Origin of the sequence: Pseudarthrobacter enclensis, assembly GCF_030811655.1 — a bacterium.
Classification (GTDB): Bacteria; Actinomycetota; Actinomycetes; order Actinomycetales; family Micrococcaceae; genus Arthrobacter; species Arthrobacter enclensis_A.
The window spans coordinates 30,258-45,611 of record NZ_JAUSRE010000010.1 but is presented as its reverse complement, the minus strand read 5'-3'; the positions used below and the strand labels follow the sequence as shown (position 1 = coordinate 45,611).

Annotated in this window: 16 protein-coding genes; 4 read left to right on the top strand and 12 right to left on the bottom strand. The window is 61.2% G+C overall.

Features of this window, described 5'->3' with window-relative positions:
- Nucleotide 1: 1 nt before the first annotated feature.
- A complete protein-coding gene (locus tag J2X98_RS11070; protein WP_307307890.1) occupies nucleotides 2–391 on the bottom strand; it encodes a MobC family plasmid mobilization relaxosome protein in 390 nt (129 codons plus the stop codon).
- Between the two features lie 238 nt (nucleotides 392–629).
- On the opposite strand from J2X98_RS11070, the gene J2X98_RS11065 reads away from it, so the two are divergent.
- Both J2X98_RS11065 and J2X98_RS11060 read left to right on the top strand, forming a co-directional pair.
- The gene (locus J2X98_RS11065; protein ID WP_236803188.1) at nucleotides 630–947 is read left to right on the top strand and encodes a hypothetical protein; all 318 of its coding nucleotides are present in this window, start codon (nucleotides 630–632) and stop codon (nucleotides 945–947) included.
- 195 nt (nucleotides 948–1,142) lie between these two features.
- A complete protein-coding gene (locus J2X98_RS11060) occupies nucleotides 1,143–2,024 on the top strand; it encodes a hypothetical protein (protein ID WP_236803187.1) in 882 nt (293 codons plus the stop codon).
- A 121-nt stretch (nucleotides 2,025–2,145) separates the two neighbouring features.
- Here J2X98_RS11060 and J2X98_RS11055 read toward each other — a convergent pair whose 3' ends face one another.
- The 4 genes from J2X98_RS11055 to J2X98_RS11040 all read right to left on the bottom strand — a co-directional run bounded on the left by J2X98_RS11055 (nucleotide 2,146) and on the right by J2X98_RS11040 (nucleotide 6,186).
- Nucleotides 2,146–3,225 carry a hypothetical protein gene (locus J2X98_RS11055; RefSeq protein WP_236803186.1) on the bottom strand — a complete coding sequence of 360 codons (1,080 nt, stop codon included), beginning with the start codon at nucleotides 3,223–3,225 and terminating at the stop codon, nucleotides 2,146–2,148.
- 142 nt (nucleotides 3,226–3,367) lie between these two features.
- Nucleotides 3,368–4,258, bottom strand: a complete 891-nt coding sequence (locus J2X98_RS11050; RefSeq protein ID WP_307307886.1) for a hypothetical protein — start codon at nucleotides 4,256–4,258, stop codon at nucleotides 3,368–3,370.
- A gap of 414 nt (nucleotides 4,259–4,672) precedes the next feature.
- Nucleotides 4,673–5,686, bottom strand: coding sequence for a zeta toxin family protein (locus J2X98_RS11045; RefSeq protein ID WP_236803184.1), 1,014 nt, complete (start codon nucleotides 5,684–5,686; stop codon nucleotides 4,673–4,675).
- A gap of 17 nt (nucleotides 5,687–5,703) precedes the next feature.
- Nucleotides 5,704–6,186: a helix-turn-helix domain-containing protein gene (locus J2X98_RS11040; protein ID WP_236803183.1), complete on the bottom strand. Its 483-nt coding sequence runs from the start codon at nucleotides 6,184–6,186 to the stop codon at nucleotides 5,704–5,706.
- A 71-nt stretch (nucleotides 6,187–6,257) separates the two neighbouring features.
- Here J2X98_RS11040 and J2X98_RS11035 point away from each other — a divergent pair, with 71 nt between their 5' ends.
- On the top strand, nucleotides 6,258–6,407 hold the full coding sequence (locus J2X98_RS11035; RefSeq protein ID WP_307307879.1) for a hypothetical protein: 150 nt from the start codon (nucleotides 6,258–6,260) through the stop codon (nucleotides 6,405–6,407).
- A 470-nt stretch (nucleotides 6,408–6,877) separates the two neighbouring features.
- Here J2X98_RS11035 and J2X98_RS11030 read toward each other — a convergent pair whose 3' ends face one another.
- The 7 genes from J2X98_RS11030 to J2X98_RS11000 form a co-directional block, all read right to left on the bottom strand.
- Nucleotides 6,878–7,315, bottom strand: a complete 438-nt coding sequence (locus J2X98_RS11030; protein ID WP_336885653.1) for a GNAT family N-acetyltransferase — start codon at nucleotides 7,313–7,315, stop codon at nucleotides 6,878–6,880.
- Nucleotides 7,316–7,466: 151 nt separating this feature from the next.
- Nucleotides 7,467–8,057, bottom strand: coding sequence for a recombinase family protein (locus tag J2X98_RS11025; protein WP_307308152.1), 591 nt, complete (start codon nucleotides 8,055–8,057; stop codon nucleotides 7,467–7,469).
- Nucleotides 8,058–8,178: 121 nt separating this feature from the next.
- Complete coding sequence (locus J2X98_RS11020; RefSeq protein ID WP_236803180.1) at nucleotides 8,179–8,760, bottom strand: recombinase family protein; 582 nt, start codon at nucleotides 8,758–8,760, stop codon at nucleotides 8,179–8,181.
- Between the two features lie 137 nt (nucleotides 8,761–8,897).
- Nucleotides 8,898–9,710, bottom strand: a complete 813-nt coding sequence (locus tag J2X98_RS11015; protein WP_307307874.1) for an AAA family ATPase — start codon at nucleotides 9,708–9,710, stop codon at nucleotides 8,898–8,900.
- Nucleotides 9,707–11,179 (bottom strand): Mu transposase C-terminal domain-containing protein, encoded by a 1,473-nt coding sequence (locus J2X98_RS11010; RefSeq protein ID WP_307307869.1) that lies wholly within the window; start codon nucleotides 11,177–11,179, stop codon nucleotides 9,707–9,709. The genes J2X98_RS11015 and J2X98_RS11010 overlap by 4 nt, the downstream gene beginning before the upstream one ends.
- Nucleotides 11,176–11,787 carry a recombinase family protein gene (locus J2X98_RS11005; protein WP_307307866.1) on the bottom strand — a complete coding sequence of 204 codons (612 nt, stop codon included), beginning with the start codon at nucleotides 11,785–11,787 and terminating at the stop codon, nucleotides 11,176–11,178. Before J2X98_RS11005 ends, J2X98_RS11010 begins: the two co-directional genes overlap by 4 nt.
- 1,748 nt (nucleotides 11,788–13,535) lie before the next feature.
- Entirely contained in the window at nucleotides 13,536–13,724 is a 189-nt protein-coding gene (locus J2X98_RS11000; RefSeq protein WP_307307863.1) for a hypothetical protein, read from the bottom strand.
- 403 nt (nucleotides 13,725–14,127) lie between these two features.
- Here J2X98_RS11000 and J2X98_RS10995 point away from each other — a divergent pair, with 403 nt between their 5' ends.
- On the top strand, nucleotides 14,128–14,589 hold the full coding sequence (locus J2X98_RS10995) for a cysteine hydrolase family protein (RefSeq protein ID WP_307307859.1): 462 nt from the start codon (nucleotides 14,128–14,130) through the stop codon (nucleotides 14,587–14,589).
- Nucleotides 14,590–15,354: the final 765 nt, after the last annotated feature.

Sequence of the window (15,354 nt, the reverse complement as noted above, 5' to 3'; positions counted from 1 at the left end):
CCTACATCAACCCCTCAATGGTGCGGTCGATCCGCATCGCAACCTCACGCACATAAGCCAGAGCGGCTTTGGCGTCCTGGGGGAACTCGTCGCCGGCGTTGGCATGCCGGGCGATCTGGTTCACGTTGTTCGACACCCGGGCCAACAGCGTGTGGATCGCCATGAGTTCAGCCATCGCCGCCCGCCGCTCCGTCGGGCTCTCCGAGCCTTCCGACAGCGCAGCGGTCAGGAGCAGGTTCGGGACCGTGACTTTCTGTCGGGCAGCCTTCGCGATCAGCGCAGCCTCTTCCTCCGCCGTGACCCACACGTCACGGCGCTTCTTTGTCCCCGCAGGCGAATTCGCCCGCCGCCGCCGGGAAAGCCGGGAGTACGGCACATCTTCGTCAGACACGCACTCCCCCAATCCCTCAACGACCCAGCACCTCAAAAGCCCAGCGCAGCGACCCCGAAACCCGGGGACCCACAAGCCAGTGTGCCAAGTAAACAACCGCAGGGCGTGCAGCGACACGCCGTTTACACCCGTGTAAACGTATAGCTTGCTGCGGCGCCGATGCTAGAGGCGGTATGGTGTACGGCATTCTTCGGCGCCTAAAGGGGGCAGAAAACCTGCTCCGCTAAACTTGGGGGTCATGGCTACCAACATTGATGCAGAGAAGATCGAACGCGAGCTTCAGAAGCGGCTCAGCAACCGCATGGACTCGGTGCGGGAACTGGTCAAGTCCAGGCAGAAGGTGGCCGACGCACGCGATGCCCTTAGCGTGGCCGAAGACGAAGACGTGCGCCGCTACCAGGCGGCACTCGCTGCTGGCTGGACCGCCGACGAACTCCGCTCGGCAGGCCTCAGCGAGCCGGAGAAGAAGCTGCGCGTTCGCAAACGCGCGGTACGTCGGACCACACCAACACCGGAGTCACCTGAACAGACGGAACAGCCGCAACACCACGTGTAGCCTCTCGCCCACATGTGCACAGCAAAAGCGATTTCCTTCGGGCTTTTCCTGCACACATGATGGACGACAGGAACCAGCTGACCGCCTGCACACAACCGCCAGGTCACCACACACAAACAACCTCACCCAGGAGGGCCGGCGGATGTGCACAACCTCCTGCACCGGATGCCTATCGTGCCGTGCAAAGGACATGAAATGAAGCTCACGACAACGCCCAAGGGCTCTAGAGGCAGGGTGTCCGATCCGGCAAGCGAGCAAGAGTATGCACAAGCACTGCTGAGACTGTTGGATGCGAATCTGTCCCTCTATGACGATATGAACCGTTGGCCAAAATCGGAGCCAGGGTCACTACTCTTCGAAGACGATCAAGCAACGTACCCTTTCCCTATATCAAATGATGTTCGCTACCTGCTCCTCGTCGCGGCAGACAATCTAAACGGCTTGCGCAGCATGATTCTTGAGGCCACGGAGAACGGCCAACCGAGACTGAACCTTCACGTCTTTGCGCCCTACACACTCATTAGAAATGCCATCGAATGTGCCAGCACAGCGCTCTGGATCATGACGCCCGCTGAGCGACATGAACGCGTCCTGCGCTTGGCACAGTTTGAGCTAGAGGACGCAAAGAAGAACAAGGCAGCACTAACTGCTTTCGGTGGCAGTGGCGAAGAGACCTTCAACCGGAAGAAGGGCATCATCGAAGGGATTATCAGACGCTACGCAGAGTTGTCCTGGAAAGGTGTTGACGATGGCTTCCGGATTACGGGGCTACTGAGAACCATCGGATCCCTCCCTGGATTGGAAGGTCTTAACCCCTTGGGTAAGTGGCAGATTGCCAGTGGCATGGCCCACGGCAAACGATGGGTGGGAACTCTGCTCAGCGATCTCAAAGAGGATGCTCAGCCAACGACAAAGGGAGACAGTACCTTCCTGCTGTACGGCAGTTTCGAGAGGGTTTTTTGGCTTGCCCAATGTGCACAGACATTGCTGTACGAAGCAAGCAACCAAGTCATTGAAAAGTCCCAGGAGACAACAGGCGATCAAGCACAGGGGAACAACGTTGAAGACCCCCGCTAGCAGAAGGGGAAACAAAGGAGATGACTGACGTGGCGCGTAACCATCACGGTTCCGCAGTTCTCCTTAAGAGGTTTCGCGGCAGCGAATTGCCAGGTAATTTGTGGAGCCTCCCGTACGGTTTTCACGAAACGCGGTTGAGAAACTCCCTCATAAACTCAACCACCTGACTTTTGCGAGCGGCATCATATTGCCCGTATTCGATGGAGAAATTCTGTTCTTCGCTGATGCCATGGGCATTCATTTGCACCGTAAAAAGTCCGAGTCGGTTATTCTCGGCGGCACCGCAACCTGGAACGTCGAGACTCACGTCGTAAGGCTTTCCCCAACTCACAAGTTCGCAGTCCCTAACCAGGAACACGGGTGGCCCCGGGAATGCGGACGGGTTGCTGCGCAGTTCCTCCGGACGAAAGAATCCCACTCTTAGCCCGGCGGTGATGAGATATCCATCCGAACGACGCCCGGCAGGATCGAAACTGCTGCCCCACGCTGCGATCGTTTCTGGCAGGTGGGAAGGGTCGTCATACTGCCGAAGCCGCGCGAACGAGGCTACGACCAGCTGCAGATCCTGGAGGGCATCCTTGGGTGACATCCCGGCCTCCACCGGTGACTCGTCCTCTTCTTCCTCGTCTTCATAGTCGTAATCGTCCTCGTAGTCATCATCTTGATATTCCTCCTCCTGATCTGCGGCCGCCCCGTCATCGACGTCGGCGGACTCATTAGAATTGGCCGGGAATGGGTGTTGAGGGCCATGCACGGATGGCTCTGAGATGATTTCCTCTTGCAGATGCGCGGCCGGTCCCGGTGACGTACGCGGAACCCGGGACGCTGCTGGATCCGGCGCCATGGCATGCCGAAACTCCGGGAGGACAAAGTTGTGGACCAAAGTGTCGAGCACAATCCCGTGGGGAGTCCTGGAAGTCAGATCGGTGAAGCCGGCCCTTAGTCGATACCGATCCTGGACGATCTCGCCGACGTTGCTGTGATGCCAGCCCCCAGCAAGCTTGATCCAAGTGTCGAACGTCCAATACCCGCTCCTGATGTACAGGTCCACTACCGTGTCGCTGCAAACGACCCGGATGGTTCTGCTCTCCGGCGAGTCCTTGGTCGTGTCCTCCTGCATGCTGGCCGTATATCCCCGACGGTGCAACTCGGACTGCATCGTGTTGAAGGCGCGTTTCCAAAGGAAATTTTCGAGTCCCATGTACTGCCTTTCCGATCACTGTGCGGGCGAATGAATGCAAGATTACTTAGGGCCGGCAGGAGGTGCCACAGCTTCTACCCCTGGGTCTTTGGTTGTTCCAGCTCGGTCCAGACCAGGCCGAAGCAAAGCTGACTCGGATACGTCACTTCTCGATGCCCATTTCATCGAAGTCATCTTCGTCCATTTCCGCCTCGCGCACGTTGATCCGTTCGTACACCTCCGCCAGCTCCTCCTCGATAACAGCATCGTCGGAGAATCTGGCGATGTTGTAGTTGAAGAAGTCAGCAGACGTATGGACGAAGGTTGGGGAGAGAATTTCCCCAAGGATCGGGAGATCCTCACTCGTGTAGTAAGTGGCAACATCAAGGGTTGTTGAAACCCACCGAACCTTTCGGAACAGGCTGAGCACCACACCCACCGATGGAACGTACATGGGAAGCTCCAAGTCTTCCATCATCATTCGCGCGCTTGATTCAAGACCGTCGTCGGCCAGTTCAGAGCCAATGGCGCGTGCCATAGCATCCTTGAGCGAGATTAGCCGGCGCACTTCCTCGGAAACTGACGCTCTCGCGGCGAGGGCAGACCAATCGTTGTATGTGTTGACCTCGGCGTCGTCGTTCCACAGGACATCCAAATGCTCGTACCGTCCAGCTCCGCTGGCGAACCGCTCGACCGTCCCCATCAGGTCGGGGTCGAGGTCATCCAACGGACGGACGAGGTACTTTGCCTCCCGTGCTGAGGGGCCAGGGCTCGACGGAGGCGTGGATAACGCTTCAACCGCGTCAAGCAGGGCCCCGATCTTGTGCGAGTATTTGCGGAGGTTGGGGAACTTTCCGGTGGTCGCGTACCCGTTGCAGGCGATAGTCAGCTTGCAAAGGCGCTCCAAGCCGGACGCATAGGAGTACATCCCAACGTGAAGTGCGTAGTTGGAGTCTTTGCTGTCCCACGGAAACAGGTCAGGGACGGTAGGGACAGAGCACAACCTTCTTAGCCCGGTCAGAGTCAGCTCTGTGGCGAACTGGGTTTCGCCCACCAGGCTCTCCCAGACGACCTGGGGCATCCTCCCATTCACGCCGTGCCACCTCGGCCTGCATGGGGGGCCCCGATTGTTTGAAACGACTATCCGTGAACTGCGGCTGACCATAGAAAAACTTCATGCGCAATGGTAATGCCAACTCTGAGCAAACGGCGGTCCTCGTAGCGTAGACCTGCCCGGGCCGCGAAATGCCCACGGTAGAGCGTACGGAACCGTTTCGCATGTTTTCCCGGGCCGGTATGTTTGTGGCAGAAAGAAGCTGCACATTGAACACCACCGGCTATGCACGGGTGTCCACGCTGAACCAAGATCCGCATCAAAGCCGAGATCCGCAGGGGAAATCGACTCAGGAGCAGCGGAAGAAGTCACCCAGTTGGAAGACTGGGTCTGAGAATCTATGCTCCGATGTCGTCACCTTCCAAAGTCTTTGCCGGTCTGAGGCCGGTTGTTATGGCGCGGTGTAGAGGCAGCGTGAACGGCCGCCAGGGTGTCGCTATCAACGAGCGGCCCGCCCGCCTTGACGCGGCCCTGTGTTGTCTCCAACCTCGGGCCGGCGTCCTTGTCCGCGACTCGATAAACCTGATACTCACTGACGCATCCGTAGTCTGCGGCAATGGCCGCTGCGTTGGCTGCGCAGACGGATTCCATGTCGCTCGGTTCGTTGAACAGTGCTGCCGGGAAAGACTGTGGAACCCAGCGCCCGCCCAGCTCGGCGTCGAGGCCGGCGGACGCTCCGTTTTCGGCGTCAAGGTACCCGCGCTCCCAGCGGCCCATGGTGCGGGCCTCGCTGACTGCCTGCGTTGTCTCGACGTCGGCGATCAGGACGTCATAACCCGCCATCTGGAGTCGGTCCAGCAGAATCCTGGCCTGCTTCTCGTTACCTAGGGTGCCGTCGATGATGACATTCATCCCTGACTCAAGTGCCTCATTGCGTGCCTTCTTGGCGAGGATGGATGACTCAGTGTGGACCAGGGCTGCCAGCTCGCGCGGATAGAACTTCTCCCCCGCCGCTTCGAGCATGCGCACTTCCTCCGGCACCAGGTAACTGCCGTAGCTTCCGTCCTGGCGGGCCTGTTGCAGCAGCTCGTCCTTGAAGTCGTCCGCGTTGATCGGCAGCCAGTGCTCGGGCTGCGTCCGGGTTGCCTGGATAAGGGCGGCCTGTGCGGTGGACTTGCCAGCACCGGGAGGGCCGGCGAGCACAATCGCCTTCTTGTCGCGGCGGACCTCGGGGCGTGACTCTATGAAGCGTGCAAGGATCTCGTTGTGCAGCCGGCGGCGGTCCTGGCGTGGCTCGCCTCGACGGACGTTGAACCACTCAGGGTTCTGCGTGGTCGCGGTCCTGCTCTGGGCAGTCAGCGGTCCCCCGTCTGCGCTCAGGCGCTCCAAGGTCGCGCGGTGCGCTGCTGCCTGGTCTTCGGTAATCACGCTTTACAGCGTAGTCATCAGGCATCGGCAGCCTCGTCGGAGGCGTCTAGAATCTGGTCGTAGGCGTCGCCGTCGATCAGTCCTTCATCAAAGGCCCGGCCGACTTCCGCGAACGATCCCGGAGTGTCCAGGTACGGCGTGGACTCCCACTCTCCAGCCGCGGCGGCCGCGCCCTCGTTCTTGGGGTAAGGCCATGCAGACAGCTCGCGGATCATAGCGTCCCGGTCTATGTCACCCGCGGCGTAGCGCTCTGCGATCTCGTAAGGGCTGGCACCGCTAAAACCCTCGGGAACGGGCTTCACTCCCCTAGCGTCGGCCTGCGAGAGCAGCCGGCTAATAGCCGGCTGGCTGACACCCAAAGCACGGGCGACCACACGCTGATCAGCAGTCTCCACGGCCGCGCGGACATTCCTGATGTAGTCCAGGCCGCCCAGCTCACGCCGTGCACGGGCGCGGCGGGCATTGGCGATTGCAGCCTCGGGACTCGTCGTAATCGACATATCCGAACCTCCTCTATATAACGAATGTTATCACCGTTATAACCAAGGCTATATGATGTCGAATCCAAGGCATGCCGGACAGCTTCCTCCAGTATGGGGCCATGTCGAAGCAGCGGACGAAGAAGAGCGTGGCCCTGGCATACAAGCGCGCCAACGAGATGGGTGTGCTCGTGCAGGAGGAGCCGGGCAGAGGGTACCACCCGGCCGACAGCGCCCCCTGATCAGCCCCGGGCAGGTCTACGCTACGAGGACCGGCGTGATGTTCCATCCGGCCTGGTGCAGTCAGGTGGGGAGCTATGGGACTCGAACGCGAGGCGGATTTTGGTCGTCAACGAGGCCAGCGTAGGCACGCGGCGAAGGTGCGGCGCATGCGACAAGCAACCGCTCATGTCTTTTTCGATTCAGAGTCAAAGCCAAGAGCAGCAGTCCACGGACGCGAGCTCCTCCACGATCCCCTAGAAGGTCCCGGCAGCTTCACCAGCACCTGTCTCCTGAGCCAGGCTTCTCGAACCGCTCGTTGGCGGCGTATTCCAGCCACCGTGCTCAGATCGAAGAAATGACCGGGGTGTTCGAAAGCCAGCGAACAGGTCCCTCCTGACATCAGCAAGCTCCAACCAAAACGTCCAGGTGTGACTGCCGGCGAAGCCCGCCAGGAAGAGCTTGGCATCTCCGGATAAACAATGCTCCGCTTTCATGATTCAACCGGTGGACGCTGGATGATCCAAGCCCGATAGCCCAGACCGCGTTGGATACCGAGATCGCTGTCCCGATAATTGCCCAGGTTGATTTTTCGAATTCTTCCACCTATTGATTTAGCAAACTTCTCGTTCAGCGACCGTGCCCCCTCGTTGTCGGGTTGTGTGGCAAGCGCGATATCACGCCGAGGCTCCCGCTGAGCCGCTGTGGTGAGCAGTGCCAGCCCCACTCCGCGTCCCTGCACATCCGGAGCAACCGCGACTACCTGTACAAACAGCGGATCCGAGTCCTGAACTCCGGGTGATGAAACGCAGAAACCGACGTGAATGTCATCGATTTCAGCCACGAGCACACGGCGCTCAACAATTGTCGAGACGTTTTCTCGAACGCCTTGGACAGATATGGGAGGGCATACGAATTGCAAATCCTTCATTCGACGGCCATCGAGCGGAACGGCGGTAGCTTCCCGGATCGAAACCGCGGAGGATGAAATAGCTTGCACTCGGGTAGCCCAGCTGAGGAAGTCGGGGTCGCGACTGAGGCCAAGAGGCGGTTCTAACCTCTCGTACTCGAGATCCTTAGCGCTATGCAGCTGCATCTGCGACTTCCGACAGGTCATTGCGACTGAGAGCACGGGTCAGTGAAGAAACACTGACGCTGAGTATCTGAGCTGCCTCCTTTAGCGTCTTTCTCTCGCTGCGCAGCTGCCTGGCCGCCGCCGTCTTGGCTGGGGTCATGGTTCGAGGGCGGCCGCCGAGCCGGCCTCGGGCTTTCGCAGCCGCAAGGCCAGCCTTTGTCCGTTCAGACAACCGGGACCGTTCGTACTCGGCCAGGGAGGCGAACATATCAAAGATGAGCTTTCCATGGGCGCTGGTGGTGTCGAGCCACGGTTCAGCCAGAGAACGGAACCCTATCCCCCGCCGGCCCAATACGGTCACAATATCGGCAAGGTCTGCGGTACTACGGCCCAACCTGGTTAGATCAGCAACCGTCAGAACATTTCCGGGCTGCAGGTAGCCCAAGCATTCCTTCCACCGTGTTCTTGCTTGGGTGGCTCCGGAGGCGTACTCCTGAAAGACACGCACGGCCCCGGCAGCGACAAGCGCATCCACCTGGGAATCCAGGGACTGCCCGCGGGTACTTACCCTCGCGTACCCAATTACGTTGCCCGACACGTCAAAAAGCCTCCATCCCAGGTTTTGACCAGCTTTCATTTCGAAAACCAGTTCTGACCCACGATATGTGTGAATGTTGGCGGTAAATGGCGGTCTTTTTGCGGCGCTAAATGTCGCCCTGCTAGTCGGCCAGCGCTCGTGAGCGCCGGTAGAACGTCGCTCGGGACATACCAAGGTCCCGGGCGACCTGCGCCGCGGGCTCGCCACCTTTGACTAGGCGAACGGCGCTTTTGATCTGACTATCAGTCACCCTGCGGGGTCGGCCGCCAAGGTCCTTTCCGGCTTCTCTTCGTTTGATTATGGAATCAGTGATGCGTTCGCGCTTGATCTCGTGTTCCATCTGCGCGAGGGCGGCCATGATTGTGAACAACATGGAGCCCATGGGTGTTGCTGTGTCGACGTCGCCTCCGCCCAGGTTCAGGACGCGCAGGCCGGCGCCTATGCTGCGCAGTTCATCGGCAAAGGCAAGCATGTTCTGAGTGGATCGCCCGAGCCTGTCCAAAGTGGTGATGACGAGGGTGTCACCCTCCACGAGCGCGTCGAGCGCTCGATCGAATTGGGGTCGCGACGCGCGCGCCCCGGAGACACCCTGGTCGACGTAGAGGTCATCGCGTCGAACGCCGGCGGCCAGTAGATCCGCCTGCTGCCGGTCCGTGGACTGCTGCCGCGTCGAAACCCGTGCATAGCCGATAAGTTTCGACACGCCTGCCTCCAATGTGTCTCATAACTAATGATTAGTACGCCAATTCAAGCAGAGGGTTTCGAGACATAGTTATGAGAACCGCCGGTGTGACTGTTAGTTGGGATTGGCGGTTTTTTCACAGCTCGGTTTGGCGGTTTCTAACTGATTCCGATGACGAGGGTTGAGCGTGCGGCTTCGATGACGTCGTCGGTGATGGTGCTGAGTTCATTGATTTTCATGACCCGTTCGATTTGGGTGAAGAGCCGGTCGATGAGGCGGAAGTTCCCTCTGGTGATGCGGGCGACGGCGGCGATGGCCTGGGCGTCGGTGAAATCTTCGGGGTTCAGGGTCTGGCCGAGTTTGTGCCATCGGCGCTCGAGGACGAAGTTCAGTTCGTCTTGGGCGAGTGGGCGGTATTCGTGGGCGAAGCCGACCCTGCTGTAGAGCTGCGGGTAGCGGCTGAACCATTTTTCAATCCCGGGCATGCCGATGAGGATCAGGGCTATGTTGTCCCGGTCGTAGCGGTCCCGCAGCAGTTCCAGGGCGGTGGCGTTGAGCCGCTCGGACTCGTCAATGATGAGCAACTCGACGTATTTGTTGACTCGGGTGTGGGGGCCTGTCCCCTTGCCGATGTCTGAGAGGTGTTGGTCTACGCAGATCGATAGGCGTGTGTTGGTGTGCTCGATGTCCGCGTGGATCTGTTTGGGCGTCGTGAGCACAGCGGGGGTGTAGAAAACGGTGCGGGAGCGGGCCAGTGCGGCGTAGATCTGGTGATCGGATTCTTCCCGGGGTCCCCACTCTTCCAGTAGCTTCTGCGCCTTGTGCCAGTTGGCGTAGCGTCTGGCGGAGAGCGTCTTTCCGATCCCGGCCTGCCCGTAGCAGATGCCGATCGTGTGCTGGCGGCGCACCGCGTCCGCGAACTCCACAAACCGGCGGTGCTCTTTGGTGGCAATGAAGCTTTGTGTTGTCATCGGTCGTCCTCCAGGTAGGTGCGTAGCTTTGGGCGCTTTTTCGGGTGCTCGACAGGGGCCGGGCCGGGAGCCGGTTTCGCTGATGCCAGGTCCGGCAGGTGCCGGGCCACGATAGCGATGCGCTGGTTGATTTGTCCGCGCAGTTCCCGGCGGCGGGCAGATCGTGCGGCCTGGATGTCCTTGAGGGTGAGGGTGGAGGTTTCGTGGTCGGGGTCTACGGCTTTGCAGATGAACTGGTTCTTGTGGAAGACGCGGATCTCGGTCACGTCCCGCGGGTCGTAGCGGACAACGACGGGTTCGCGGACGTAGGCGGCCAGCAGGGGCGAGACGTATCTGAGTCCCTGGAAGTGCACGCCGTCGCGGTGGACGATCCGGGGTTTGGCTACGGTCAGCAGGAGCAGGTTCAGTTCGTCCATGGTCGCAGGGAGCCGGGGCAGCCAGCCGTCACTTACCCAGGCATCATGGGGTGTGGCCCCGATCTCGGGGTGCTCGCGCTGGTGGTAGTTCTCGACGATGAAACGGCTGATTGCCGTGTCGAGCTCTTTGAGTGTCAGTACCGGCGCCGGGGGCGGGTGCCCGCGGGCCAGGCGTCCGGGCAGTTCGGCCAGCAGCTCCGTATTAACAGTGCCGTAGAACCGTTCGATCTTTCCCCGGCCCTGGGGTCTTGCGACCGTTGAGTAGGTGATTTCGAAGTGCAGGTCCTTCGCGGTTTGGGTCAGGTGGTGGCTGGTGAAGTCTGCGCCGTGGTCGACGTAGAGGACGTCGGGGATCCCGCACATCGGCCACCCTGCACCGGCTTTGGGCCAGATTCCCTGCCGTAGTGCCAGTGCGGTGTTCAGGGCCGATGGTGCTCCCAGGAAGAGCATGTAGCCGCAGATAGCGCGGGAGTAGTCGTCCATGATCGTGGTCAGCCACGGACGCCCGGGTTTCAGGTTTGCGTCCAGGACAAGGATGTCCAGTTCGGTGTGGTCTGTCTGCCAAATGGCGTTGGGGCGCTCGGCCCGGTGCCGCCAAGCCAGTTCAAAGGTGTCCCGGTACGCGGCCGTTCCTTTCTGGGCAAGCATGATCATGCCGGGGTCCAGGCCCGCGGTGATGGAGCGGACCGTGCTGTAGGAGAGGGGCGGCCAGTCGTGGTCTGCGGCGACGCGGTTGGCTTTGCGGGCGATCGCAGCTATGGGCAGGGGCGGTTTCACCAGGGCCAGGCCTTCGATGAGTGCGACGAGTTCGGGGGTGCTCCTGCGTCGGGTGGTCCCGCGGTTGGCTGTGGCCAGTCCGGCGATGCCGTCGCGTTTGTGGGCTGCATGCCAGCGCTGCAGCGTCCGCAGTCCGATGCCTTCGTGTGCCGCGAGGGTCCTCAGCGGCACGCCCTCTTCGATGTGCCGGCGCAGGATCTGCCAGCGCACCACCACGGTCTGGTCAGGCGTGGAGGCAGCATCCCCCGCTAGGGGACCGCTGCCTCCGGCCGTCACCGGACTGTCTTCTGTGTGGCTGTTGAACGCCGCCGTGCCGCCGCGGGGACCGGTTCGCGCCGCAGGGCCCGATACACGGTGGTCCGGCTGACGCCCAGGACTTCACCGATCTTCTCGACCGTCATATCCTTCTGCTCATACATCCGGCGGGCGGTCCGGAGCTTGTCCTTCGTCAGCAACGGGGGCCGGCCACCAACGCGCCCGCGCGCCCGCGCAGCCTGAAGACCTGCGTTGGTCCGCTCACGAATCAGATCCCGCTCAAACTCCGCGAGGGCCGCGAACACGTGAAAGACTAGCCGCCCGCCCGAGGAGGTCGTGTCGATTGCCTCCTGCAGGGACCGGAACCCAATGCCACGGGCCTGAAGATCGGCCAGCTGGTCAATCAGATGCCGGATAGACCGGCCGAGCCGGTCCAGCCGCCACACAACCAGCGTGTCCCCGGGACGGAGCTGATCCAGAACCTTCGTCAGTTCCGGGCGGGACTCCAGAGACCCGGAAGCCGTGTCGGTGAAGATCCGGTAGCAGCCGGCCGCCTTCAACGCGTCCTGCTGCAGGGCGGCGTCCTGGTCCCCGGTCGATACCCGGGCATAACCCAAAAGATGTCCCATGCATCCAAATGTACCAATACCCGTCAACCAGCAGCAGAATCGGCACATAGAAACCGGCACTGGGTTTTGCTACGAAAATTGAGGGGCCATTGAATCTCTTTCGAGGTGTCATTTTCCGAAGTCGTCTGCACGGAATGTCCACACTCGTCTGCACATGTCAGTTTCAAAAGTCGCCTGCACGGAATATCAGAAGTCGTCTGCACCCACCGACTGCCGGAACCAAAGGCCCCGTGCACGTAGCGCCCGTCTAGCGATTTCTGCCGAAGATGCGTGCGATGGCATCGTCGATGCGCAGATCCTCGGCGACGTTGGTGCCCCGCTTGTAGAGGATCGGGGAGACATGCCGCTGTGAGGGGGTTTCGGTTGGCCGCGTCGCTGCCTGCCGATGCGCCTTGGGTTGTGCTAGCTAGCTGGGCCAACTCGGGCTTATCCCCGATGTACTCGGGCAGACCGGGCGGCGGCACAAGGGCGCCCGAGGGCCGAGATGCTCCACTCCGACAGCGGGGCGGACGCGTAGTGAGTGGGGACGCGCACCTGCCCCTCGGCCCCGGCATGGGAGCGCCTCGATGCCTTGGGGGGATGCATCGAGGCGCTTGGGTGAGCATATTAGGAGGCATTTTTCAAGTCAAATCGTTACGGCTGTCCCTGCGGAACCCCCAGACGCTACAGGTCCCTAAGCGGGGCGGCCCGATTTTCCGAGGCCTACGATAGGACAACTCACGGCAATTCTTTGCATGGGATGTGGCTCGATATCCGATTTCTTGACCCGGACTTCCCTTTCCAGTTTGATGCTGGTGACCTTTGGCGCGGGCTTTGGAATCATTGATGATGTATTGGGAAGCCAGGATCGGCGTCACTCTCGCAGGAGACCCGGCGCCCGGTAAAGGGAGCCATTGTGGAAGATCCACGACGAACAGCACGACACCTGCTTGGCCGGGGTGGGATAAGCGTCGGAGAGTTATGGTTGCGGTACTGGGGCGATGGCGGTGACGCGGAGCCGTTCGAGTTTGAGGCGTACATACATGGGATGCACGAACTAAGAGCGATCGATCACTATCTTCTTGCCCTTGTGATGGAAGAACTTGAAAACTCCGAGAACCGTTCGGGGTAGCCCTGGGACGCATAGTCCGCTGGTAGCGCGGACCGCCCGTGGTCGTTTACCCGCCTGTCGTGCCATGGGGTGTGGACTGTTTGACCGTTAGTTTCATTTCCTTGAACCAGCGTGAGCGGTTCGGACGCAGCGGCGGCCCTTATGGTGCCGGTCTGCGGCTGAGTACAAGTGCTCTGTCCAGGGCTTGTTGGCAGGCCTGGACGAGGTGTTCTCGTTGCCCTGTGCTGCGGTAGAGGTCGCGGGCCCATTCGAATTCCTGGGCCGCTTCGCGGTAGCGTGCTTCGTCGAACAGCCGGCGGCCGATCTGACGACGGACCAGTGCTTCCCGTGGCCGGGTATGGGCCAGTCGCAGGGCTTCTTCCTGTAGCCTCGCGGCCTCGTGCCAGGAGTATTGCCGTTGGTATGCCTGGGCGAGTGGCGAGTAACGGCAAGGGATGGAGCCGGTCCGATGAAGCGTCCAGCAGTTTCTGTCCTTCGGTGATGGCTTCCTCGGTCCGGTCCAGCAGGCACAGGATCCAGACCCTTTCCGGCGCCGGGCACTGGGTCAGGCGGGCCTCCATTGCGTCCCGGTCCAGCACGATGTCCCGCAATGTCGCGGGATCTGTCCGCCAGATATCCCCGGCCGCCCGGTCCGGGGTCACAGCCCTGGGCCGTCCCCCGGTTCAGAGGACAGATGGCTGACCGGGCGGTGCCAGCGGTCCTTTTCCCGGATGATGCCATGCGGGACATCACTGCTGGCTTCCACGGTGAACAGTGACCGGGACCGGCGGGTAACGAGGATCCCCCGCCGGTCCCCGGACACAGCAGCTGCACGGATCTGTTCCACGGCCCGATCCAAATCATCCTGCAAAGACCTCGGGTCCTCAGCCACGATCTGAAGGATTACGGGAACAGGGTGGGAACCAGGGGTAACGGCCACAGGCATAGGTCAACGGGGCCCTTCATCTCTCCGGCACAGGCGCAGCCCGCGCTCACGATTCTTTATCTGCCCTCATACCCGGTGACGGTGCCTACCACTATCCCCAGCTCCGGATGGAATAACGAGGATTCCTGCAAAAAGGGGGCCGGGCCAACCTGGGCCTTCACCAGCATAAACTCTTCCGGAACCGTCTACCAGCCCCCGGACCAACCCTCGGTTTCGTTCGCGCTGAAGCATGTCCGAACCGATTTCATCAGCACGAATCTGTAGGACAAGGGCTGTGTAAGGCGTATGTTAGGCAGAAGCAAAAATGAGCACGTGGTCACCGCTGACCCTGGGGGACGAGCAGGTCGACTCGTACGTCTGGAACACACGAGGCGGCGATGTCGACACAGCGCCGTACCTGCCGAACTGTTACACGAGATCGTGGGGAGCCGAGTTCTACGGCGTGGCACCCGAGACGGGTGAGCGGGTTGTGAACAAGCACCGCTACTCGGCATTTGCGGGTACCGACCTCGACATGGTTCTACGCACCGCGGGAATCGAGTCGCTTCTGGTTACGGGTGTCGCGACCAACGTGTGCGTGGAGTCCACGCTGCGCGACGGGCTGTCTCTCGACTACCACGTCACGCTCGTCGAGGACTGTTGTGCCGCCTACGCACCCGACCTGCACGAGGGGACCGTGAAGAGCGTGCGGGGCACCTTCGGCGCGGTGGTCACGGAAGTTGATGTCGCGAAGATGTGGAAGCGCATCGACGCGAAGGTGGCGTGAGTCGCCGTAAGGGACCCCAGCGAAAGTGGTACGGCAAGAGGCACTCCCAGCGGAGCAACCGCAGATTCAAGCCCTGGTGGCGGGATTGGAGCCGGGCAAATAAGGCAGTGGCGCGGCAACACCCATCACTCAAACGCGGGGCTAAAGCAGGGGTGGCTTGTGAATTCGACGAATATCAGACGCTAAGCCTGCGGCGTTTGGTCGGTTCGACACGGTTTAGGGAGATCCGCTGTGCTCGGGCCGGAGCTGAGCGGTGACCTCCCGTGCCGATGGTGGGTCATCCTGAGCGAGGAGTTGCTGCAATCCTTTGACCATGGCTGCGTAGCGCTGCGGCCCGAGCACAGCGCTCAGGTTTTTTTCGCTGGCCGCAGCGCGGTGGGCGGCGATCTTGGCAAGCCGGTTGCCCTCGGCGGTGGGTGCAGGGGGCGCCGACGGGCGTCGGCCGGGTCCTGGGTGGTCACACACAGGCCGGCGGCGATAAGGGTCCCGGCGATCCGCTGGACGTTCATGACGTCGGTACCGAGCGTGCGGGCCAGGTGGCGCACACCTGACCCGCGCCCGGTGAGCTTTGCCCAGGAGAAAGCCAAAGCCCAGCCCCCTGCGGCGCTGGACCGCCGCCCGAGCAGTCGGTCACCGGCACCTGCATCCCCAGGCAAGGACGGTCACGTCCGCGGGAGCGTAGGCGCTAGTACCGATGTCCCCTACGGCACCACGCTTCCGGCGGTATGCTCCGATGCCTCTGTCATCGGAGCAGATCGGAGTGTT